The sequence below is a fragment of the Alteromonas macleodii ATCC 27126 genome (genome assembly GCF_000172635.2).
GTDB classification, from domain to species: Bacteria; Pseudomonadota; Gammaproteobacteria; order Enterobacterales; family Alteromonadaceae; genus Alteromonas; species Alteromonas macleodii.
In genome coordinates this window covers 2,377,345-2,399,906 of sequence record NC_018632.1, presented here as the reverse complement: position 1 = coordinate 2,399,906, position 22,562 = coordinate 2,377,345, and the positions used below count along the sequence as shown (strand labels likewise).

General features: G+C 44.0%; 17 protein-coding genes and 1 pseudogene. 11 read left to right on the top strand and 7 right to left on the bottom strand.

Annotated features, from left to right (window positions below; genetic code table 11):
- The first annotated feature begins 8 nt into the window (after positions 1 to 8).
- From purC to MASE_RS10175, 4 genes and pseudogenes are all read left to right on the top strand, one after another.
- Positions 9 to 722 carry a phosphoribosylaminoimidazolesuccinocarboxamide synthase gene (purC, locus tag MASE_RS10190; RefSeq protein WP_014949658.1) on the top strand — a complete coding sequence of 238 codons (714 nt, stop codon included), beginning with the start codon at positions 9 to 11 and terminating at the stop codon, positions 720 to 722.
- Between the two features lie 188 nt (positions 723 to 910).
- Positions 911 to 1,786, top strand: coding sequence for a DMT family transporter (locus MASE_RS10185; protein WP_014949657.1), 876 nt, complete (start codon positions 911 to 913; stop codon positions 1,784 to 1,786).
- A gap of 170 nt (positions 1,787 to 1,956) precedes the next feature.
- Complete coding sequence (locus MASE_RS10180) at positions 1,957 to 3,141, top strand: diguanylate cyclase (protein ID WP_014949656.1); 1,185 nt, start codon at positions 1,957 to 1,959, stop codon at positions 3,139 to 3,141.
- A gap of 65 nt (positions 3,142 to 3,206) precedes the next feature.
- Positions 3,207 to 5,539 (top strand): annotated as a pseudogene (locus tag MASE_RS10175) (sensor domain-containing phosphodiesterase).
- Positions 5,540 to 5,576: 37 nt separating this feature from the next.
- On the opposite strand, the gene MASE_RS10170 reads toward MASE_RS10175, so the two are convergent.
- Both MASE_RS10170 and MASE_RS10165 read right to left on the bottom strand, forming a co-directional pair.
- Positions 5,577 to 6,674: an NADH:flavin oxidoreductase gene (locus MASE_RS10170; protein ID WP_014949654.1), complete on the bottom strand. Its 1,098-nt coding sequence runs from the start codon at positions 6,672 to 6,674 to the stop codon at positions 5,577 to 5,579.
- 330 nt (positions 6,675 to 7,004) lie between these two features.
- Positions 7,005 to 7,316, bottom strand: coding sequence for a hypothetical protein (locus MASE_RS10165; protein ID WP_014949653.1), 312 nt, complete (start codon positions 7,314 to 7,316; stop codon positions 7,005 to 7,007).
- Positions 7,317 to 7,642: 326 nt separating this feature from the next.
- Between MASE_RS10165 and MASE_RS10160 the strand changes: the two genes are divergently transcribed.
- Entirely contained in the window at positions 7,643 to 7,885 is a 243-nt protein-coding gene (locus MASE_RS10160; RefSeq protein ID WP_014949652.1) for a DUF2164 domain-containing protein, read from the top strand.
- Between the two features lie 82 nt (positions 7,886 to 7,967).
- Here the strand turns inward: MASE_RS10160 and MASE_RS10155 are convergent, their stop codons facing one another.
- From MASE_RS10155 to ubiG, 5 genes are all read right to left on the bottom strand, one after another.
- Positions 7,968 to 8,705, bottom strand: a complete 738-nt coding sequence (locus tag MASE_RS10155; protein WP_014949651.1) for an SDR family oxidoreductase — start codon at positions 8,703 to 8,705, stop codon at positions 7,968 to 7,970.
- Between the two features lie 114 nt (positions 8,706 to 8,819).
- A complete protein-coding gene (gene yfaE, locus MASE_RS10150) occupies positions 8,820 to 9,092 on the bottom strand; it encodes a class I ribonucleotide reductase maintenance protein YfaE (RefSeq protein WP_014949650.1) in 273 nt (90 codons plus the stop codon).
- 12 nt (positions 9,093 to 9,104) lie between these two features.
- Positions 9,105 to 10,235 (bottom strand): class Ia ribonucleoside-diphosphate reductase subunit beta, encoded by a 1,131-nt coding sequence (gene nrdB, locus MASE_RS10145; RefSeq protein ID WP_014949649.1) that lies wholly within the window; start codon positions 10,233 to 10,235, stop codon positions 9,105 to 9,107.
- Between the two features lie 122 nt (positions 10,236 to 10,357).
- The gene (nrdA, locus tag MASE_RS10140) at positions 10,358 to 12,679 is read right to left on the bottom strand and encodes a class 1a ribonucleoside-diphosphate reductase subunit alpha (protein WP_014949648.1); all 2,322 of its coding nucleotides are present in this window, start codon (positions 12,677 to 12,679) and stop codon (positions 10,358 to 10,360) included.
- A 549-nt stretch (positions 12,680 to 13,228) separates the two neighbouring features.
- A complete protein-coding gene (gene ubiG, locus MASE_RS10135; protein WP_014949647.1) occupies positions 13,229 to 13,933 on the bottom strand; it encodes a bifunctional 2-polyprenyl-6-hydroxyphenol methylase/3-demethylubiquinol 3-O-methyltransferase UbiG in 705 nt (234 codons plus the stop codon).
- Positions 13,934 to 14,235: 302 nt separating this feature from the next.
- On the opposite strand from ubiG, the gene gyrA reads away from it, so the two are divergent.
- The 6 genes from gyrA to ihfB all read left to right on the top strand — a co-directional run bounded on the left by gyrA (position 14,236) and on the right by ihfB (position 22,474).
- Positions 14,236 to 16,950, top strand: a complete 2,715-nt coding sequence (gene gyrA, locus MASE_RS10130; RefSeq protein WP_014949646.1) for a DNA topoisomerase (ATP-hydrolyzing) subunit A — start codon at positions 14,236 to 14,238, stop codon at positions 16,948 to 16,950.
- A gap of 145 nt (positions 16,951 to 17,095) precedes the next feature.
- Positions 17,096 to 18,181, top strand: a complete 1,086-nt coding sequence (gene serC / locus MASE_RS10125; protein WP_014949645.1) for a 3-phosphoserine/phosphohydroxythreonine transaminase — start codon at positions 17,096 to 17,098, stop codon at positions 18,179 to 18,181.
- Between the two features lies 1 nt (position 18,182).
- A complete protein-coding gene (aroA, locus tag MASE_RS10120) occupies positions 18,183 to 19,466 on the top strand; it encodes a 3-phosphoshikimate 1-carboxyvinyltransferase (RefSeq protein ID WP_014949644.1) in 1,284 nt (427 codons plus the stop codon).
- 183 nt (positions 19,467 to 19,649) lie between these two features.
- Complete coding sequence (gene cmk / locus MASE_RS10115; protein WP_014949643.1) at positions 19,650 to 20,321, top strand: (d)CMP kinase; 672 nt, start codon at positions 19,650 to 19,652, stop codon at positions 20,319 to 20,321.
- Positions 20,322 to 20,439: 118 nt separating this feature from the next.
- Positions 20,440 to 22,110 carry a 30S ribosomal protein S1 gene (gene rpsA, locus MASE_RS10110; RefSeq protein WP_014949642.1) on the top strand — a complete coding sequence of 557 codons (1,671 nt, stop codon included), beginning with the start codon at positions 20,440 to 20,442 and terminating at the stop codon, positions 22,108 to 22,110.
- 76 nt (positions 22,111 to 22,186) lie between these two features.
- Entirely contained in the window at positions 22,187 to 22,474 is a 288-nt protein-coding gene (gene ihfB, locus MASE_RS10105) for an integration host factor subunit beta (protein WP_014949641.1), read from the top strand.
- Positions 22,475 to 22,562: the final 88 nt, after the last annotated feature.

Below are 22,562 nucleotides of genomic sequence, written 5' to 3'. Positions count from 1 at the left end.
GACTGAGAATGGAAAAACGCGACGAGCTTTACCGCGGTAAAGCAAAAACTGTTTATTACACTGATGATAGCGATAAACTTATTCTTCACTTTAGAAACGACACTTCGGCGTTTGATGGTGAGAAGATTGAACAGCTAGAACGCAAAGGTGAAGTAAACAACAAGTTTAATCACTTTATTATGACAAAGCTTGAAGAAGCAGGCATTGCAACGCAAGTTGAGGCGCTGGTTTCTGACACTGAGTCTTTGGTTAAGAAGCTCGACATGATCCCTGTTGAGTGTGTGGTGAGAAACTTGTCTGCTGGCTCTTTAGTTCGCAGACTGGGTGTGGAAGAGGGCAAAGAGCTTAACCCACCTATTTTCGAGTTTTTCTTAAAAAATGATGCACTTCACGACCCAATGGTAAATGACTACCATATTTTATCATTTGGTTGGGCAACCGAAGCGCAAATTGCTGAAATGAAAGCATTGACCTTCAAGGTTAACAGTGTTTTGAAAGCACTCTTTGATGACGCGGGTATGTTGCTTGTAGACTATAAACTAGAGTTTGGTGTCGACAAAGATGGCAATATCGTACTAGGTGATGAGTTCACACCAGATGGCTGTCGCTTGTGGGATAAAGAAACACGTAAAAAGATGGACAAAGACCGCTTTAGACAAGGTTTGGGCTCTGTTGTCGAGACATATATTGAAGTGGCTGAGCGCTTAGGCTTATCGCTTTAAAACTCTGATCAAGCAATAACTAATTTAAAGAGGACCTTTCGGTCCTCTTTTTCGTTTTAGGCAGTTTGACCTGTCTACGTCGTTGTAAAATATTGTCTCTTGCGTTTAAGCGTTTACTTTTCGATGCATTACGGGATAAGTTAGTGTACAGCTAAGCATTTTTGCGTTTAAAACTAGGGAGATTCGGTTTGTTGAAAACCTTTGTATTGGTCGCTATTGCCATGATTGCATTTGCTGCTAATTCGCTACTATGCCGCATGGCTCTTGCTAACACCGATATAGACCCTGCTAGTTTTACTATCTTACGCTTAGCGAGCGGGGCGATAGCGTTGTTACTTTTGTCTTCTTATTTCCTACATCGCAAAAGTGAGAGCGTGCCTTCTCAAGGCCTTTTTCATGGCCTAAAAAACAACGCCAGCGTACTCGGTGGCATTTCGTTGTTCGTTTACGCTATCTGCTTTTCATATGCCTATATTTCAATGTCCACGGGAACGGGGGCACTTTTATTATTTGGTGCCGTGCAACTCACTATGATTTCTGTAGGGTTGTTCAATGGCGAGCGATTTAAAAAATGGCAGTGGTTGGGGTTTGTGTTGGCATTTTTAGGCCTTGTTATCTTACTGTTGCCTAGCGCGGCAGCACCGCCTCTTTTAGCAGGCGCGGTTATGGTTTTGGCGGGTATGGCTTGGGGCGTCTATTCGCTTTTGGGTAAAAAAAGTAGCTCAGCCCTTTTATCTACATCGGGTAATTTCGTCTATGCCGCGTTTTTCTGTGTTCCTTTGGTTGGTGTGGTTTGCTTCGTGGGCGCAGATAATTTTGTCTTAGATAGCGAGGGGGTTTATTACGCGCTTGCATCAGGGGTGTTTGCATCGGGTTGCGGATACGCTATTTGGTACAGCGCGCTTCCCCTTATCAAATCAACCACCGCCGCGACAGTGCAACTGAGCGTGCCTGTCATAGCATCGCTGATGGGGTGGATAGCGCTTGGTGAGCCACTCACAATGCAGATCCTGGTTGCTTCAATAGCTACGTTGGGTGGCATCTACTTGGTTATAAAAAAATAGCGTTTTATACGCTACGTTTAAAACAGAAAAAGCGTTATTTTCCGCCGTGGCGAAATAGTTCTATAAAGTTTAATGGGGGAGCGTTAACGCATATTTCTAGACTAAAGAGCAATATTTGAATTTTCCAACAGTGCTAACGTAGTAGATCACTAAATAATGGGAACGCAGTTATGAACGCAGAAGATCCAATAACGATAAGAAATCCAGGCAGATTGTTAACGCTAACTTATGTTATTTCGCTTTCAGTGATTGCGGTACTGTCTCTGGTTGTTCACTTCATGTTAGATGAAGTCATTTCAGAGCAGAACAATACTGGCAAAATTGTTAACGTAAGTGGTCAGCAACGCATGCTTTCGCAAAGAGCCAGTATGTTTGCGGTCGATTACTTGCAAACTGGCGCTCAAAAATCAAAAAGACTCTCTATAGCTGCGATTGAGAAAATGAAGCAAAACCATCAGTTTCTGCTAGCACCACATTTTGAAGCATTATCAAAAGGTCAACCCAGCCCACTTTCTGAAGAACTGTATAACCTCTATTTTATGCCTCCCTCTGATGTAGATAAGAAAATAAAGTTATTTGAAGGCGAGATAAGGGCCGCACTTTCAGAAAATGGTAACGTTGGCGCTGTCCAGTTTTCTAACGGAAGTTTGATGTTTTTACAACTCGCAGAAAGCGACCTGCTAACACCGTTACACAACATTGTTGGGCAATATGAAAAAGAGAGTTTGGAAAAAGTAAACGACCTTAGAAATGCACAAAACGTAGTGTTGGGCATCATTATCCTCACCATATTAGTTGAAGCGTTTTTCATATTTCGTCCAATGGTGGCAAAGGTAAGTCGTTTTGCCACTAAGCTCCAGCGAGACGCTAATTTTGATTACCTATCTGGTTTGCTAAATCGACGGGCATTTCAGATTGTTTCCCAACAAGCAATAGCGGCTAGTCACCGCTACAAGCGATCGCTGTCAGTGGTGATGATCGACATCGATTTTTTTAAACGTATCAACGACACTCACGGCCACGACATGGGTGATAAAGCGATTAAACACGTAGCAAAAATTTTAAAAATGTCTTCGCGTAATGCAGATTGCGTAGCGCGCATTGGCGGTGAGGAATTCGTACTTTTATTGCCTGATACCGACCGCGCAGGCGCCTTCAAGTTAGCTGAAAAGTTAAGAGATCGAATAAGTAAAAACCCTCTAGATGTGAACGGGAAGTTTATTGATATCACTGTTAGTGCGGGTGTATCTTATGTAAAAGAACATCATGACACTATTGAGTCAGCACTATCGGAAGCCGATGACGCATTATATAAAGCCAAAGAGAGCGGCAGAAATAATGTCCAACTGGCTTAACCACGCTATTGAAAGCGTGTTGCACAATGTGCGCAATTCGACCGTGTTGGATTTAGGAGTGAGTTGTGCGCACACCCCCGACTATTGTAAATGAACATGAGAGGCTAGCTGCACTCAACAAACTGAGAGTGCTCGATACCCCACCAGAAGAGCGCTTTGACCGTATTACTCGACTAGCGAGTAGCATTTTTGATTGTAGATTCGCATCGGTCACATTTGTCGATGACAGTAGGCAGTGGTTTAAGTCGGCTATTAATCTCGATATGACTGAAACAGAAAGGGATGTCGCCTTTTGTGCCCATGCTATAGCGCAGGACAAAACCTTAGTCGTTCCAGATACTCAAGAGGACCCTCGCTTCAAAAGCAATCCTTTTGTGGTTGGTCATCCTCACATTCGTTTTTACGCGGGTGTTAGGCTGATGATAGAGGGGTTTGCGGTGGGAACGCTATGTGTGTCGGATAATAATCCAAAAATATTCAATTGCGTTCAAATACAGCAATTAGAGCAGCTTGCAAAACTTGTAGAGTCGGAACTACAGCGACAAGAATTCAATGATCTCTCAACTCAGTTGGAAGAGTACCAATTTAAGCTAGCTCAAACACAAAAAATCACCCGTGTGAGGAGCGCTATTTTAGAGAAAGTGGTAAATGCAGAGTCATTGCATACCGTACTCCACGACATTGTGAATGCTATAGAGGCCGAATACACAGATCAAATTTGCAGTATCCTGCTATTAGAAGATGGCAAGCTGAAAATGGGTGCTGCGCCTTCTTTACCCGACTTTTATAACGACGCTATCGATGGCGTTGAGTTTGGTGTAGGCAGGGGATCATGTGGAAATACAGCCGCGACGAACTTACCGACCATTGTTGAAGATATCAGTACGCACCCGTTCTGGACCGATTGGAAAGATTTAGCATTGCGCGCTGGTGTATGTTCTTGTTGGTCACAGCCAATACAAGGAGCTAATGGTGACGCTATTGGTACTTTTGCAATTTATCATAGAGAAAGAGCAGTACCGACAGCGGACGAAATGCGCTTAATCGAACAGTTCGCGCATATCGCTAGCATCGCTATTGAAAGAGAGCTGGCGAATCAACTTATATGGAAGCAAGCCAACTTTGATTCTTTGACAGGACTTCCTAACCGAAACCTTATGTTGGATCACTTACAGTTAGCCATTAAGGCTGCCGATAGAGAGAGCGATAAGGTAGCGGTGATATTCTTGGACCTTGATAATTTCAAAGATATTAATGACACGCTTGGTCACGATATAGGTGATAAGCTTTTAATTGAGTGCGCCAGAAGAATAAAGCAGTGTTTGCGTTCAGATGACACCGTTTCCCGATTAGGCGGTGACGAATTTGTCATTATCCTAAACGGCATTAAAGGCCTAAGTTCTATAGAACTGGTCGTACAAAAGCTACTTGGCGAGATCGTAAAACCTTATAGTTTAGAGCTGGAACGTGTGCATACTAGCGCGAGCCTAGGTGTCACCTTATACCCGGACGACGCAAAAGATGTCAAAGGCCTGTTAAAGAATGCCGACCAAGCGATGTACGGTGCTAAAGATCTCGGTAAAAACAACTATCAGTATTATACCCACGACATGCAAACTGCAGCAATCAAGAGAATGACCTTGTTGAATGATTTGCGCTATGCAGTTAAGAACAAAGAATTGTTTATTGAGTACCAGCCAATTGCATGTTTCAGCAGCCAGAAAGTGATGAAAGCTGAAGCGTTACTTCGATGGCAGCATCCCACGAAGGGGAGAATTACACCAGATGAATTTATTCCACTTGCGGAAGAATCTGGACTCATCATTGATATCAGTAATTGGGTATTTAATGAAGTCTGTGCCAATATCAAACAATGGAAAGCCCAAAACCGTCAAGAGCTGCAGGTGAGTATTAATACGTCACCTAGCCACTACTTCAATTTAGAATCTAATATAACTCAATGGTTAAACCTGCTTTTAGACCAGAAGATCTCTGCGCGTTCTATACTTCTTGAAGTCACGGAAAACTTATTAATGGAAGCCAATGAGATGGTGTCCAAGAAGCTTTTCCAGTTTAGGCAAGCAGGCGTTGATATCGCGTTGGATGATTTTGGTACAGGTTACAGCTCTATTTCTTATTTAAAGCGCTTTCCTACAGACTTTATCAAGATTGACAGGAGCTTTGTGAAGTCGATGACTGACGTTAGCAATGATAAGGTGCTGTGCGAAGCCATTATTGTGATGGCGAATAAACTCGGAATAAAGGTAGTAGCGGAAGGTGTCGAGACACAAGAACAATACGATATTCTAAAAAGCATGGGCTGTGATTATGCGAGGGTTATTTCATTGCAAAACCGCTCAGCAAATCAGACTTTGAGTCCTTTTGGGAGAGGCACTAGCGCAACTTTGCCGCGCTAGTGCTTAATTTAATAGGGCTTAAGACAGCGTTGCCAAGGCTTTACCAGAGTATTGCTCTAGTTCGTTGGTGCGGTTTTCTTTTATTTTGTTTGCCCAGTTCGGATCTTGTAGTAGCGCTCTTCCTACAGCAACCAGATCAAATTCGCCAGCGTCTAAACGTTCAAGTAAATCATCGACTGAGCGAGTGCTGGAATCTTGCCCTTTGAATGCGCCGAAGAAGTCGTCATTGAGCCCAACTGACCCTACCGTTATGGTGGGCTTGCCAGTTAATTTTTTCGTCCAGCCTGCAAGGTTTAAATCACTGCCTTCAAATTCGTTTTCCCAATAGCGGCGCTGAGAACAATGAAAAACATCTACTCCAGCTTCACTTAGCGGCAGAAGAAACTGTTCTAGTTCTTGGGGCGTGTGCGCTAAACGAGCGGTGTAATCTTGTTGTTTCCACTGCGAATAGCGCAGTACGATCGGAAAATCGGGACCGGTTGCATCACGTATGGCTTTAATTATTTCAACCGCAAATCGTCCACGATTTTCCATGTTACCGCCCCAACTGTCAGTTCGCTGGTTTGTGCCTTCCCAGAAGAACTGGTCGATTAGATAACCATGAGCACCGTGAATCTCAATTCCATCCATACCAATAGTTTTGGCATCTGCTGCTGCTTGTGCAAAGGCAGTAATCACGGATTCAATGTGTTCAACGGTCATAGGTTCAGCGCCCTGTTTTCCTGGTTTGAATAAACCTGAAGGCCCTGCACTTGGAAGTTCAGGATAAGGCGCTTTTTCCGCTACCCTCGCCATACCCACGTGCCATAGTTGAGGCATAATTTTCCCACCGACACTGTGAACTTCATCTACCACATTTTTCCAACCGGCTAGCGCTTCATCGCCATGGAATTGAGGGATATTTGCATCCATCGTAGCTACTTTATCGTTTACTGTAGTGCCCTCGGTGATAATCAAACCTGTGCCACCTTGAGCTCGGCGTTTATAGTAACCAGCTACATCGTTGGTAGGTACGCCGTTAGGCGAAAATTGACGAGTCATGGGGGCCATAACAATTCGGTTGGTTAACGATAAGTTGCCCTTTGAGTAAGGCTTAAACAGTGCGTTAGCTGCCATTTTTTGTTCCTGATTTCTTTATTGCAATTGGGGCCGTTTGTACTTTCATCATAGAAAATGAAACGCCGCCATTATTATAGAAGTGTTAAACAAGTCATTAAGTTGGGGATTGTTGAGTCTTGATGTACAACAAAGAATAACTGGCTCTAGTATATCCTGCGTGATGTGTTGCAGGAGTAACATGATGGCTACCCAACTAAAAAACTATGGTTGATTCCAGATACTACTGTCGAGTGAGGGCAAGTCAATTTTCAAATGTTGATAGTAAGCCATAAGTAAAAGTGAGCTAAGAGCTCCATATCAGAAGCTCTCTTTCAGATATGAGCAGGCTTAATCTAAAATCTCTACAATTTCCCTTGTGGCTTGAATAAGGCGTACCACTTTGTTTTCAATGCGAACTGTTACTAACCCGTCTCCTCCCAAAGGCACAATGATGCGGGCATGGTTGTAAATATCACGATCTAAACGATTTCCGACGGCTAGCTTTTTTTCCCAACCCGGCGGTAATTCACCTGTTCGTTCATACTTCTTCTCTATACCCGGAGGGAGTGATTTATCTTTATGAGGGTTAGGGTTGGCGCAAGCAGGTAAACTATTTGCTGCTAGTACGGTTGTTATTCCGATAATAGGTAGAACTTTCATTGTTAACCTCGCAAATTACGTGAAAGCGATGCCCCATTTTGATGTAATTATCTACGCAAACTATTGCGATAGTGCTTTGAACAAAAGGGCATGTAGACTCTGCATTAAAATAACTGTTTTTAGACAATCAGCAATTAAAAATAGAGAAGTCTACAAGGTGTATACGAAAATCATACCAGGCCGAGTCTACATGCTAAAAAAATCTAAAATTAGGCGTGCGGTGTGTTAACGTTAAAACGTTTATAATTGCTAACGAGCAAGAAAAACGATAGTTGAGTCTAAAACAAAGAACGTGACATTTTATAAGTGACGAATGAAGGATGACAATGAGTGATATTGCATTTACCCGTGAGGAAAAAGACGCGCTAGTCGCTAAACTGCAACGATATTTTGATGATGAATTAAGCGTGGAACTTGGTCAATTTGACGGAGAATTTCTTCTGGACTTCATTAGTAAAGAAATGGGCGCATCGTTTTATAATAAAGGCGTAAACGACGCGAGAGCCGTTGTTGCATCTCGCTTACAGGTCATTGATGAAGAATTGTATGCCATCGAAAAAGTACTTTAAATTCAGAAATAAATTAAGCCTGCATTTGCAGGCTTAATCATTAGATGGCCAATCAATACCATTACGTTAGCAATGAGCTGTATTAGAGTTCCTGACGGGTAGGTCTGATGATCATTTCGTTTATGTCTACGTCGCCAGGCTGCTCTATGGCAAACGTTACTGCACGTGCAATAGCATCTGCATCGATAGCATCGTCATACATATCATCTGCCATTTGCTTTGAGTCTTTGTGAGAAATGTGGTCAGTAAGTTCTGTCGCCACTGCACCAGGTGAGATGTTGGTAGAGCGAATTTCACCATTTGACTCCCTGCGAATGCCTTCACTTATTGCTTTAACAGCGAATTTAGTTGCGCAATAAACCGTTGCTCCAGGGAACACAACATGACCTGCCACAGAGGAAAGATTGATAATATGCCCGCTTTTTTGCTCTCGCATTTGTCCTAATACAGCTGCTACTCCATACATAACGCCTTTTATGTTTACATCTATCATCTGATCCCACTCGTCAACTTTCATCTCGTCAAGCGGAGCGAGTGGCATAAGACCAGCATTGTTGACGAGCACGTCAATACGCCCATAGGCATCTATGGCCGCTTTCGCAAGCGCCTTGACTTCATCCTTTTTCGTGACATCTACCGTTTGATAAGTAGCTTGGCCACCTGAAGATTCAATTTCATCTACAAGTTTTTTAAGACGGTCTTCACGGCGGGCGCCCAACACTAATTTAGCACCTTTATCCGCAAGCATTTTCGCCGTTGCTTCTCCAAGCCCGCTACTTGCACCTGTAATGATGACAACTTTTCCAGAAACTTCACTCATAACATTATCCTTACGTTTGATTAGTGTTAAGTTGCTACGTAAAACTATTGAAGTGGATTACTCTAACGCGCAGAAACACTGTGAGTGTGATAGTGAGAACGATGAATGAAGATTTTACAGCGGTACTTTTATTTTTAGCGGGCATTTAGCCACGCAACAACAAGGAAGAATTTCATCGTCGTCAATGAAGGCGAGGGGATCTGTGGTGTACTCAACTTCGCCTTCAATTAGCTTTGTGCGGCATGCACCACAAAAGCCTTCACGACAATGGTAGTGAATATGAACGTCCGCTGCTTCAAGGGCGTTTAAGATAGTGGAATCAGAAGGGGAAATAATCGCCCCCACATCGACAACGTCGATGCGGAGTGATTTATCGTTGCTGCTCATTAAGCTGTAGTTTTACAGCTCAAAATCAGCAAAGTCGTCTTCGCTCACGGCAGAGTCGATTTGACCAACAAGATAAGAGCTGATTTCAGACTCTTGAGGTGCCACTTGCACGTTGTCTGAATTCAAATAGTTATTCATCCATGGAAGTGGATTACTGCTTATCTCGAACGGGGTGTCTAGACCAATAGCAGACATACGTTGATTCGCAATGTACTCAACGTACTGGCAAAGAATTTCTTTATTCAAACCAATCATTGAGCCGTTTTGGAACAAGTAGTCAGCCCACTGCTTTTCTTGCTCAACAGCGTTCATGAAGATAGCGCGCGCTTCTTCTTTACACTCTTCTGCAATTTGCGCCATTTCAGGGTCATCTTTACCCTTAGCCCACAAATTAAGGATATGCTGTGTTGAAGATAAGTGCAGATTCTCGTCACGGGCAATCAAACGAATAATCTTAGAATTACCTTCCATCAGCTTCCGCTCAGCGAAAGCGAATGTGCAGGCAAAAGACACGTAGAAACGGATTGCTTCCAGTGCGTTCACCGAGTTCATGCATAGGTAAAGCTTCTTCTTAAGCTCATACATGTTAATAGTGTGTGCAACACCATTCACTGTATGTACGCCTTCACCCTGTGTCTGCCAAAGCTGAGTGGCGAAAATGAGATCATCGTAATATTTAGAAATATCAGCAGCACGTCGCTTAATTTCGTCATTCACTACGATATCTTCGAATATTTCGCTTGGGTCTGAGAACAAGTTTCTCAAAATATGAGTATACGAACGTGAGTGAATAGTCTCGAAGAAAGACCATGTTTCAACCCAAGTTTCTAACTCTGGTAATGAAATAATAGGCAAGAACGCGATGTTCGGGCTACGGCCTTGCACCGAATCTAACAGGGTTTGGTACTTAAGGTTTGAAATAAAGATGTGCTTTTCTGGGTCGGTCAATTTTTGGAAATCAACACGGTCGCGAGAAACGTCAACTTCTTCAGGGCGCCAAAAAAAGCTAATTTGCTTCTCAATAAGCTTTTCGAATATGGCATGCTTTTGCTGGTCGTAGCGTGCAACGTTTACGGGGTTACCGAAAAACATCGGCTCGATCAATGGATTAGTACTTTGCTGATTAAACGTAGTGTATTTCATGATGGCCTAACTAAAAACTTAATGATTAACGCGTATTATTGTTTGTGTTCTTGCTGCGAAACGTTAATGGCAAATGCAGTTAACTCCTTTTATGCATTTGCCATTTAAACAGGGGGCGTGTTCTAAATCTTACACGCACCGCCTGCACAATCATCATCTTCCTCTACAACCACTTCTTCTTGACGTGGCATAGGCTCGCTCGCTTTAGCATCGAGAGCAGATGTGTCTGACGCGCCGTCGCGAGTGTTATGATAGTAAAGTGTTTTAACACCCAGTTTATACGTAGTAAGAAGGTCCTTAAGAAGAAGCTTCATTGGTACCTTGTTACCTTCGTAACGGCTTGGATCGTAGTTGGTATTCGCTGAGATAGTTTGGTCGATAAACTTCTGCATGATACCAACAAGTTGTAGGTAACCATCGTTTGAAGGAATATCCCAAAGTAGCTCGTATTGGTCTCTTAGCGTTTCGTACTCAGGTACAACTTGCTTAAGAACACCATCTTTACTCGACTTAATGCTGATAAAACCACGCGGTGGCTCAATGCCGTTTGTCGCGTTTGAAATCTGAGAAGACGTCTCTGACGGCATTAATGCTGACAGCGTAGAGTTACGCAAACCGTGAGTTTTGATTTCTTCACGAAGTGCATCCCAGTCGTAATGAAGTGGTTCATTACATACGCTATCAAGATCTTTCTTGTAGCTATCAATTGGCATGATGCCTTGAGAATAGGTGGTTTCGTTAAACTTAGGACACGCACCTTTTTCTTTAGCAAGATTGTTCGACGCTTTAAGTAGATAGTACTGCATTGCTTCGAACGTGCGGTGAACTAGACCGTTCGCGCTGTGATCAGAATACTTAACGCCATTTTTAGCAAGGTAGTATGCAAAGTTGATAACACCAACACCTAGCGTACGACGTCCCATCGTAGCATTATATGCAGCAGGAACGGGGTAGTCTTGGTAATCAAGCAGGTTATCTAGCGCACGTACTGCAAGGTCAGACAACTCTTCAAACTCGTCCAGTGACTTAATCGCACCTAAGTTAAACGCTGACAGCGTACATAGTGCAATTTCACCGTTCTCATCATTAACGTGCTGAAGCGGCTTAGTAGGTAGCGCAATTTCAAGGCACAGGTTGCTCTGACGAACTGGCGCAACTTCTGGGTTAAACGGGCTGTGCGTATTACAGTGGTCAACGTTTTGTAGATAAATACGACCTGTGCTTGCACGCTCTTGCATGAACAAGCTGAATAGCTCCATGGCTTTAATTTGCTTTTTGCGGATGCTGTCGTCGTTTTCGTATTTAACGTATAGCTCTTCAAACTTCTCTTGGTCAGCGAAGAAAGCATCGTAAAGACCTGGAACGTCAGACGGGCTGAATAGTGAGATATAGCCGTCTTTCATCATGCGCTGGTACATTAGTTTGTTGAACTGAACGCCGTAATCTAGGTGACGTACACGGTTTTCTTCAACACCACGGTTGTTCTTAAGCACTAACAGTGATTCAACTTCCATATGCCAAATAGGGTAGAACAGCGTAGCAGCGCCACCACGAACACCACCTTGTGAACAGCTTTTAACGGCTGTTTGGAAGTATTTGTAGAACGGAATACAACCCGTATGGAATGCTTCACCGCCGCGAATAGGGCTACCTAGTGCGCGAATACGGCCTGCGTTTACACCGATACCCGCACGCTGGCTTACGTATTTAACAATGGCACTTGCGGTTGCATTGATGGAGTCTAGGCTATCGCCGGTTTCGATAAGTACACATGAGCTAAACTGGCGAGTAGGCGTACGTACGCCAGCCATGATAGGTGTAGGCAATGACAGCTTGAATGTTGAAGCGGCATCATAGAAGCGGCGGATGTAGTCCATACGCGTCGCTTTATCGTAATTTGCGAAAAGACATGCCGCCACTAAGATATATAGGAACTGTGCACTTTCGTAGATTTCACCTGTAACTCGGTTTTGAACCAGGTATTTACCTTCAAGCTGTTTAACTGCAGCGTAGCTGAAGTTCATGTCTCGCCAATGGTCGATATACGAGTCCATTTCAGCAAATTCTTCAGGCGTGTAGTCTTCAAGCAAGTGCTTATCGTATTTGCCCATATCAACCATCTTACCTACATGCTCAAGTAGGGCAGGCGGCTCAAATTGACCATAGGCTTTTTTGCGAAGGTGGAAAATGGCCAAGCGCGCAGCTAGGTATTGATAATCTGGCGCATCGGTAGAAATAAGATCTGCCGCTGATTTGATCAGGGTTTCATGGATCTCGCTAGTATTGATACCGTCATAAAACTGGATTTGTGCCTTGATTTCAACTTGTGAAACTGAAACGTTTTTAAGTCCTTTGGCTGCCCATGTCACGACTTTGTGGATTTTCTCTAAGTCGATGGACTCTTTTTCACCGTTGCGTTTGGTGACTAATAAGTTGTTGTTCATGTTACTGGCCGTTTGTCTGTTAGCGCTTGATGCGTGGGCTATGTAATGCCCATTTTCATTTTTAATTTATTGAGTGTGAGTGAGATTATCACCATTGGCTCACGCCAGATAACAACACACACGAAAGCGGCCTAAACCAATACCGAAAGTACAAAGTAGAGACTGCTCATTTAATTTTTTCACTGCATTTATATTTTCAGCGAGGTTGATGTCACACACTGCATATGGCATTGCCATAATCTCGTTAGCGATCTGTGCGATCCCAGAAAATCTGCATTGGGATCACGTGCTGAATTAAACACAAGATAGTGAGGTTTTAGTCTTAATGCAACCCAATATCTGGTGGTATTTCAAGCACTCAATCTGGCATGAAATTTATGTTAGTAACAACTAACTTTTTAGCGTTCTACAAGCGTAAAATATCTGGATTGCAAGCATTTTTAATTATTTCTTCGACATAAAAATTAATTTATTCTTAGAAAATAGTTTTTATATAAACACGATATATGGTGTTTAAAATATCGCCGCAACCCAATATATAGTGTTAAATTAATTTTGCGCTACTGTATATAGTAAGTAGTTAACGTCGACATTATTCGCAGAGAGATAAAAGCCTTGAGAAATTGGGTCCATGTGTAGACCTGTCATATCTCGAGGCAGCAAACCAGCATGATCGGTCATCGCCATAAGTTCAGATGGTTTGATGAACTTACTGTGATCATGGGTGCCTTTTGGAACCAGTTTAAGGATATATTCCGCTCCTACGATCCCCATCAGATACGACTTTAGGTTTCGGTTAAGCGTAGAAAAGAAAACATGGCCACCAGGCTTAACCAACTTAGCACAGGCCAGTACAACAGAAGCCGGGTCGGGTACATGCTCTAACATTTCCATACAGGTTACCACGTCGAACTGTCCTGCATTTGCTTCTGCGAATGCTTCGGCAGTTGAACATACGTAGTCAACTTTTACCCCTGATTCTAAACCGTGCAGCTTCGCTACTTCTAACGAGGCTTCTGCCATATCTAAACCTGTTACCGTCGCGCCTGCACGCGCCATAGATTCTGCTAAAATACCGCCACCACAGCCAATATCGACGACTTTTTTGTCAAACAGGCCTTCACTGTGTTGATTAATGAAGTCTAAGCGAAGTGGGTTAATAAGGTGCAATGGCTTAAATTCGCCTTCTGGATCCCACCAGCGTGAAGCGAGTTCAGAGAACTTATTGATTTCTTGTTGATCGACGTTCGTCATGAGTAAAACAATCCTTAATCTATCTCTTTTTAAGATATCGTAAATCGAGGTTGTGTTTCACTGTTTTTAAACAGAAATAGACAAATTATAAGAAGGGTCGAACGAAAAATAATCGCTTGCCTTTTAGTTGATTAATAAGCGTAATTAAGCGCTACATAATTCTGTCATCAAGTGGTACACTCGAAGCACGATTATGACCCACATAATAATAACAGTGCGCTCCCACGCCTTGTTTTCACAATGATGTGAAGCGAAGTGCTGGATAACGCAGAACAAACCAAGATAAAGGGATTAAGCAGTTTATGTCTGATAACGCTAAAGAAATCCTCCCCGTTAATATTGAGGAAGAGTTAAAGAACTCTTACCTTGATTACGCGATGAGCGTTATTGTCGGGCGAGCCTTGCCTGACGTAAGAGATGGCTTGAAGCCAGTGCACCGTCGTGTGCTGTTCGCAATGAACGAACTGAAAAACGACTTTAACAAGCCATACAAAAAATCTGCCCGTGTGGTAGGTGACGTAATTGGTAAATATCACCCTCACGGTGACTCTGCAGTTTACGACACTATTGTTCGTATGGCCCAACCGTTCTCACTTCGCTATATGCTAGTAGACGGTCAGGGTAACTTCGGATCGGTAGACGGCGACTCTGCTGCTGCGATGCGTTATACCGAAGTTCGCATGGCTAAAATTGCGCACGAGTTACTTGCCGATTTAGATAAAGAGACCGTAGATTTCGTACCTAACTACGATGGTACAGAGCATATTCCTGAAGTATTACCAACGAAGGTGCCTAACCTTCTTGTTAACGGTTCATCAGGTATCGCGGTTGGTATGGCGACGAATATTCCGCCACATAACCTCACCGAAGTAATCAACGGCTGCGTAGCGTTAATTCAAGATCCGTCTATTACCATCGATGACTTGATGACTCACATCCCAGGTCCAGATTTCCCAACGGCGGCGATGATCAGCGGGCGCAAGGGAATTGAAGATGCGTATCGCACAGGTCGCGGTAAAATTTATCTTCGTGCTAAGGCGGAAATTGAAACTGACAGCAACGGTAAAGAAACCATCGTTGTTAACGAGATCCCTTACCAGGTTAACAAAGCGCGTCTTATTGAAAAGATTGCTGAACTGGTAAAAGAAAAGCGCATCGAAGGCGTTTCTGCACTGCGAGACGAGTCTGATAAAGACGGTATGCGCATTGTTATCGAAGTTAAACGCAACGAATCTGCCGAAGTCTTACTTAATCATTTATATGCGAATACCCAGCTTCAAACGGTATTCGGTATTAACATGGTTGCGCTTGATAACGGTCAGCCTAAGGTATTCAACCTTAAAGAAACGCTAGAATGCTTTATTCTTCACCGCCGTGAAGTAGTAACACGTCGTACTGTTTTTGAATTACGTAAAGCCCGTGACCGCGCTCACATTCTTGAAGGTTTGGCGATAGCGCTTGCGAACATCGACCCAATTATCGAGTTGATTAAAGCGTCACAAAGCCCAGCAGACGCCAAGAAATCGCTTGTAGCACAAGGTTGGGACTTAGGTGATGTAGCGCAAATGCTTGAGCGCGCAGGCGATGACGCTGCACGCCCTGATTGGCTAATGCCAGAATTTGGTATTCGCGACGGCAAGTACTACCTGACAGAACAGCAAGCGCAAGCTATTCTTGACCTTCGCTTACACAAGCTAACAGGTCTTGAACACGAGAAAATTCTAGAAGAGTATAAGCAACTTTTAGAGATCATCGCTGAACTTCTTCACATCCTAAACAGCCCAGAGCGTTTGATGGAAGTGATTCAAGAAGAGCTTGAAAAAGTACGTGATGAATTTGGTGATGAGCGTCGTACTGAAATTACGGCAGCAAGTCACGATATTGATATTGAAGATCTTATAGAGCAAGAAGATGTTGTTGTAACGCTTTCTCGCGAAGGTTATGTGAAATATCAAAAACTTACAGACTACGAAGCACAGCGTCGTGGTGGCCGTGGTAAATCAGCAACCAAGATGAAAGATGAAGATTTCATCGAAAGATTATTGGTAGCTAATACTCACGATCACATACTTTGCTTCTCAACCCGTGGTCGCTTGTACTGGTTGAAAGTATATCAGTTGCCGTTTGCTAGCCGTAACGCGCGCGGACGCCCAATTGTTAATATCCTACCGCTTGAAGAAAACGAACGTATTACTGCTATTCTTCCTATTAAAGAGTTTGAAGAAGGCAAGTTTGTACTGATGGCGACGGCAAACGGTACGGTTAAAAAGACTGACCTGAGCCTATATTCTCGCCCACGTTCAAGCGGTATTATCGCCGTTAACCTGAACGAAGGTGATGAGCTGATTGGTGTTGATATCACTCATGGTGATGACGACATAATGTTGTTCTCTGATGCAGGTAAAGTGGTTCGCTTCAACGAGAAGCTTCGCGACAGCGAAACCGGTGAAGTTAAGCGTGACCCAGAGACGGGTGAAGAGCTTCTGGCACTTCGTCCTATGGGAAGAACAGCCACAGGTGTTCGCGGTATTCGTCTGCAAGATGGTCAAAAAGTGGTATCACTTATTGTTCCTAAAGGCGATGGCCCAATCCTGACTGCAACAGAGAATGGTTTCGGTAAGCGTACTCCGCTTGAAGATTACCCTGCGAAGAGCCGTGCGACACAAGGTGTTGTATCAATTAAGGTGTCTGAGCGTAATGGTAAAGTGGTTGGCGCGGTTCAAGTAGACGAAACCAATGAAATTATGCTTATTAGTGACCAAGGCACACTGGTTCGTACCCGTGTAGGCGAAGTGTCAGTAGTAGGCCGTAACACACAAGGCGTTCGCTTAATACGTACAGTAGAAGGTGAGCACGTTGTAGGGTTACAACGCATTGAAGAAGTGGAAGAGTTACAAGAATTCGACGAAGACGGTAACCTAATCATTTCAGACGATGCGCCAGAACAAGCAGAAACTGCTGTTCAAGAGCAAGAGAACACCGCAGAAGACGGTGACGGCTCAACGACAGAAGAGTAGGGATAGGGCGCAGGTATTCATACTTGCGCATTATCAGTGTTCTTTCAAACAAGCGGCTTAAGCCGCTTGTTTACCTAATAGACCCGCAAAACGTTCAAAACAAAGCGAGTTAAACGGTAATTATCTACAGGTGTTGAAAAACGCGATGAAAGAGGTTTTTAATTTTAGTGCTGGCCCGGCTATGCTTCCAAAAGAAGTCATGGAAAAAGCACAATCAGAATTTACAAATTGGCGCGATTTAGGCTGCTCTGTAATGGAAGTAAGCCATCGTGGTAAAGACTTCATTGAAATAGCGGCAAAAGCTGAGCAAGATTTACGAGATTTATTGTCCATTCCTTCCAACTACCATGTGCTGTTCACGCACGGTGGTGGGCGTGGGCAATTTGCCGCTGTACCGCTCAACTTATCAAACGCTAACGATACCAGTCTTCACTTAGTCAGCGGTTCTTGGTCTAAAGGTGCCGTTGACGAAGCAAACAAATACAACCACGCCAAAGTGGTGGGTGAAGTGTCTGAAAAAGACGGCTGTCACTACGTTGCGCAGCCTCAGCTGAGCGATATTGATCAATCTGCCGCGTATTACCATTTCTGTCCAAATGAAACCGTTGATGGAATCGCTTTTGATTGGCTACCAGAGTCGGGCAAGGTTCCGCTGGTTTCTGATATGTCTTCGACTATATTGTCACAGCCGTTAGATGTAGCAAAGCATGGCGTTATATACGCTGGGGCACAAAAGAATATCGGCCCAAGCGGCTTATCAGTTGTTATTGTTCGCGAAGACCTGGTTGGCAAAGCACGTAAAGAAACGCCGTCTATCTTCGATTATGCATTAGCGGCAAAGTCTGACTCTATGTACAACACACCGCCAACGTTCTCCTGGTACTTAGCGGGGCTTGTATTTGAATGGCTTAAAGATATGGGCGGCGTTGACGCTATGGCTAAACGCAATGCTGAAAAGGCGGCGTTATTGTATTCAGCTATCGATAGCTCTGACTTCTATTCAAGTAAAGTTCACCCTGACAACCGTTCAAAAATGAACGTGCCGTTTCATTTAGCCAATGCTGAACTTGACGGATTGTTCCTTAAACAGTCACAAGAAGCAGGGTTACTTGCTCTTAAAGGGCATCGTTCAGTTGGGGGCATGCGTGCCAGTATTTATAATGCAATGCCAGTAGAGGGCATTGTTGCGCTAGTTGAATTTATGCGCGAATTTGAAAGAGTGAATGGATAAAATGGAGCAGTTAACATTAGACCCGATTGCAAAAGTATCGGGAGAGGTCAATGTACCTGGCTCAAAAAGTCTGTCTAACCGCGCACTACTACTAGCCGCGTTAGCTGAAGGTGAAACTGAATTAACTAACTTGCTTGATAGCGAAGATATTGAGCATATGCTCAATGCACTCACTAAATTAGGCATAAACTATCGCCTTAGCGAAGACAAAACGCAATGTGTTGTACAAGGTAACGGTGGCGCATTCAACGTAGCTGAGCCTCTTGAGCTTTTCTTAGGTAATGCCGGTACCGCAATGCGACCTTTGTGCGCGGCACTTGCTGCTAGTAATGTCGACACAGTACTTACCGGTGAACCACGCATGGAAGAGCGTCCAATTGGTGATTTAGTGGATGCGCTGCGCGAAGCTGATGCTGAAGTAACCTATCTCAAAAACGAAGGTTTCCCGCCGCTTCAAATTAAAGGTAAGACTTTAAACGGCGGTGAAATGTCGGTGGACGGCAGTGTATCTAGCCAGTTTTTAACAGCCCTTTTAATGGCTGCGCCGTTATTTTCTGGTGATGTGACTATTCGCATTAAGGGCGAATTGGTTTCTAAGCCTTATATCGATATCACGTTAGATACCATGGCGAAGTTTGGCGTTACTGTTGAAAATGATAACTACCAAACGTTCACGGTTTCTGGTGACGCTAAGTATATTGCGCCGGGTAAATTTATGGTTGAAGGCGATGCATCGTCAGCATCTTACTTCCTTGCAGCCGGTGCCATTAAAGGTGGAACGGTACGCGTAACCGGAATTGGCCAGAACAGCATTCAAGGTGACATTCGTTTTGCTGATGTACTTGAGGCCATGGGTGCAACGGTGGTTTGGAACGATGAGTATGTTGAAATAACGGGTGCGCCGCTTAAAGGCGTGAACATGGATATGAACCATATTCCAGATGCGGCCATGACCATCGCGACTACGGCATTGTTTGCTGAAGGTCCAACTACCATGACTAATATTTATAACTGGCGTGTTAAGGAAACAGACCGTCTTGCGGCTATGGCCACCGAGCTTCAAAAGTTGGGTGCGAAAGTGGAAGAAGGGCATGACTATATTAAAGTGTGGCCGACTGACTCGCTAAAACATGCTGAGATAGACACGTATAACGACCATCGCATTGCCATGTGCTTCTCGCTTGTTGCGTTAAGCGATACTCCGGTAACAATAAACGATCCGGGCTGCACGCGCAAAACGTTCCCAGACTACTTTACCCGCTTTAAAACACTGTATAGCGCGTAAAGGCTCAAAAAATATTCCTCTTAAATAATGGTAGGCAATGCCGGTAATCGCCTCACTTGCCCCATTGATCTGAATCAGGTTTAACCTGATGTTCAATGCCGCCAATTAGAGGCGGCATTGCTTATCTCTCACTAAAGCGTATAATTGCGCGCGATTTTTAGTAATTTAAACGATGGAGCAGGTATGCATTCCACACCCGTAGTCACGGTTGACGGTCCTAGTGGTGCTGGTAAAGGTACGTTAAGTAGCTTGCTGGCAAAGAAATTAGGGTGGCACTTTCTAGATAGCGGCGCAATTTACCGCGTATTGGCAGTTGCTGCACTTCACCACGACCTTCCGTGTGATGATGAAGAATGTGTTGTTCCTCTAGCAACCGGTCTCGATGTTAGTTTCGAGACGAATGGCGATACCACTCGCATAATCTTAGAAGGTGAAGACGTTACTGACGATATCCGCACCGAAGAAGTTGGCGCCGTGGCGTCAAAAGTTGCGGCATTACCCCGGGTTCGCGAAGCACTACTTCGCAGACAGCGTGCTTTCCAACAAGATCCTGGTCTTGTTGCCGACGGTCGCGACATGGGTACAGTGGTATTTCCCGAAGCGCCTGTAAAGATTTTTCTTACAGCAAGCGCAGAAGCCCGTGCAGAACGCCGCTATAGCCAGTTGAAAGCAAAGGGCATGGATGTTAATATTGCGCGCCTTTTAACCGATATCAAGGCAAGAGACGAGCGCGATACACAGCGTGCAGTGGCTCCTTTGGTACCGGCACAAGATGCAGTAATTATAGATTCAACGGACTTGGATATTGACCAAGTCTTTGAAAAAGCGATGGATATTATTTCCTCACGCCTTTAATGACGAGAGCTGATCGCATCCAAAGCAGTGTTGCTACAGGAAGTGGCGACTAATTTTAATAACCCCGCGTTATCCGGATAAGAAGCGTGGATATCAACTTAAAAGTTATTTGAGACTTATGACTGAAAATTTTGCACAACTTTTTGAAGAAAGCTTACAAGAACTAGAAACACGTCCTGGTTCAATTGTAAAAGGTACTGTTGTTTCTATCGACAAAGACATCGTTCTTGTTGATGCAGGCTTGAAATCAGAAAGTGCTATCCCAGCTGACCAATTCAAAAACGCTGAAGGCGAACTAGAAATCGCTATCGGTGACCAAGTAGACGTAGCACTAGATGCAGTTGAAGATGGTTTCGGTGAAACTATCCTTTCTCGCGAAAAAGCGAAGCGTCACGAAGCGTGGGTTGAGCTGGAAAAAGCTTACGAAGATAAAGCTACTATCAAAGGCGTTATCAACGGTAAAGTTAAAGGCGGTTTCACTGTTGAAGTTAACAGTGTACGCGCGTTCCTTCCTGGTTCTCTTGTTGACGTACGTCCAGTACGTGACACTACGCACCTTGAAGGCAAAGAGCTTGAATTTAAAGTTATCAAGCTTGACGCTAAGCGTAACAACGTTGTTGTTTCTCGTCGTGCAGTTATCGAAGCAGAAAGCAGCGCAGAGCGCGAAACGCTTCTTGCTAACCTTGAAGAAGGTCATGAAATCAAGGGTATCGTTAAGAACCTTACCGATTACGGTGCGTTCGTTGACCTTGGTGGCGTAGACGGTCTTCTACACATCACTGACATGGCTTGGAAGCGCGTTAAGCACCCAAGTGAAATCGTGAATGTTGGTGACGAAATCAACGTTAAAGTACTTAAGTTCGACAAAGAGAAGCAGCGTGTTTCTCTTGGTATGAAGCAAATGGGCAACGATCCATGGCAAGAAATTGCTTCTCGTTACCCAGAAGGTACTAAGATCAACGGTCAGGTTACTAACCTTACTGACTACGGCTGCTTCGTTGAAATCGAAGACGGCGTTGAAGGTCTTGTACACGTTTCTGAAATGGATTGGACTAACAAGAACATCCACCCATCTAAAGTTGTTAACCTAGGTGACACTGTAGATGTAATGGTTCTTGAAATTGACGAAGAGCGTCGTCGTATTTCTCTAGGTCTTAAGCAGTGCATTGCTAACCCTTGGGAAACATTTGCTGAGTCACACGAAAAAGGTGACAAAGTGTCTGGTAAGATCAAGTCAATCACTGACTTCGGTATCTTCATCGGTCTTGACGGCGGCATCGACGGTCTAGTTCACCTTTCTGACATCAGCTGGAACAAGTCTGGTGAAGACGCGGTTCGCGACTACAAGAAAGGCGACGAAATCTCTGCAGTTGTACTTCAAGTCGACCCAGAGCGTGAGCGTATCTCTCTTGGCGTTAAGCAAATCGAAGAAGATCCTTTCAACAAGTATCTGACAGATAACAAGAAAGGTGCTATCGTTACTGGTACAGTAACAGCAGTTGATGCGAAAGGCGTTACTGTAAACCTAGCTGAAGAAGTTGACGGCTACATCCGCGTTGCAGATCTTGCTGTAGAGCGTGTTGAAGACGCAACAGAAGTAGCAAGCGTTGGTGATAGCATCGAAGCGAAGTTCATGGGCGTTGACCGTAAGAACCGCACTGTTAACCTATCTGTTAAAGCGAAAGATCAGGCTGACGAAAAAGAAGCTATCGATAAAGTTAACCAGCAAGAAGATGTTGGTTTCGCTAACGCGATGGCAGAAGCATTTAAAGCTGCTAAAGGCGAATAATGCTTTTGTGGGTGTGCAGATGCACACCCAATTCGCGATAGCTGTTTAAACAATAATATTGACAATGAGGTTAAGCATGACCAAGTCTGAATTAATTGAACGGCTCGCGGATCAAGCGCGTCATATTCCGGCGAAGGAACTTGAGCTGGCGATAAAAGAACTTCTAGAGCAAATGGCGCAAACTCTCCAAAAGGGTGAGCGTATTGAAATTAGAGGTTTTGGCAGTTTCTCTCTTCACTACCGCGCTCCACGCGTAGGTAGAAACCCAAAAACGGGTGAGACAGTGAAACTTGACGGTAAATATGTACCGCACTTTAAGCCTGGTAAAGAGCTTCGCGAAAGGGTAGACGCCTCAATCGCATAATGCATTTTAAAAGCCGCTGAAAAGCGGCTTTTTTGTGTCTGCTGCCTTATTGTTATTTAGCAAAATTCAATAGTCTATTTGCCTTAGT

Bases quoted from the DNA above. Each gene is read 5' to 3' on its own strand.
- purC (WP_014949658.1), top strand. From the start codon at position 9: ATGGAAAAACGCGACGAGCTTTACCGCGGTAAAGCAAAAACTGTTTAT.
- MASE_RS10180 (WP_014949656.1), top strand. From the start codon at position 1,957: ATGAACGCAGAAGATCCAATAACGATAAGAAATCCAGGCAGATTGTTA.
- MASE_RS10170 (WP_014949654.1), bottom strand. From the start codon at position 6,674: ATGGCAGCTAACGCACTGTTTAAGCCTTACTCAAAGGGCAACTTATCG.
- MASE_RS10165 (WP_014949653.1), bottom strand. From the start codon at position 7,316: ATGAAAGTTCTACCTATTATCGGAATAACAACCGTACTAGCAGCAAAT.
- MASE_RS10160 (WP_014949652.1), top strand. From the start codon at position 7,643: ATGAGTGATATTGCATTTACCCGTGAGGAAAAAGACGCGCTAGTCGCT.
- MASE_RS10155 (WP_014949651.1), bottom strand. From the start codon at position 8,705: ATGAGTGAAGTTTCTGGAAAAGTTGTCATCATTACAGGTGCAAGTAGC.
- yfaE (WP_014949650.1), bottom strand. From the start codon at position 9,092: ATGAGCAGCAACGATAAATCACTCCGCATCGACGTTGTCGATGTGGGG.
- nrdB (WP_014949649.1), bottom strand. From the start codon at position 10,235: ATGAAATACACTACGTTTAATCAGCAAAGTACTAATCCATTGATCGAG.
- nrdA (WP_014949648.1), bottom strand. From the start codon at position 12,679: ATGAACAACAACTTATTAGTCACCAAACGCAACGGTGAAAAAGAGTCC.
- ubiG (WP_014949647.1), bottom strand. From the start codon at position 13,933: ATGACGAACGTCGATCAACAAGAAATCAATAAGTTCTCTGAACTCGCT.
- gyrA (WP_014949646.1), top strand. From the start codon at position 14,236: ATGTCTGATAACGCTAAAGAAATCCTCCCCGTTAATATTGAGGAAGAG.
- serC (WP_014949645.1), top strand. From the start codon at position 17,096: ATGAAAGAGGTTTTTAATTTTAGTGCTGGCCCGGCTATGCTTCCAAAA.
- aroA (WP_014949644.1), top strand. From the start codon at position 18,183: ATGGAGCAGTTAACATTAGACCCGATTGCAAAAGTATCGGGAGAGGTC.
- cmk (WP_014949643.1), top strand. From the start codon at position 19,650: ATGCATTCCACACCCGTAGTCACGGTTGACGGTCCTAGTGGTGCTGGT.
- rpsA (WP_014949642.1), top strand. From the start codon at position 20,440: ATGACTGAAAATTTTGCACAACTTTTTGAAGAAAGCTTACAAGAACTA.
- ihfB (WP_014949641.1), top strand. From the start codon at position 22,187: ATGACCAAGTCTGAATTAATTGAACGGCTCGCGGATCAAGCGCGTCAT.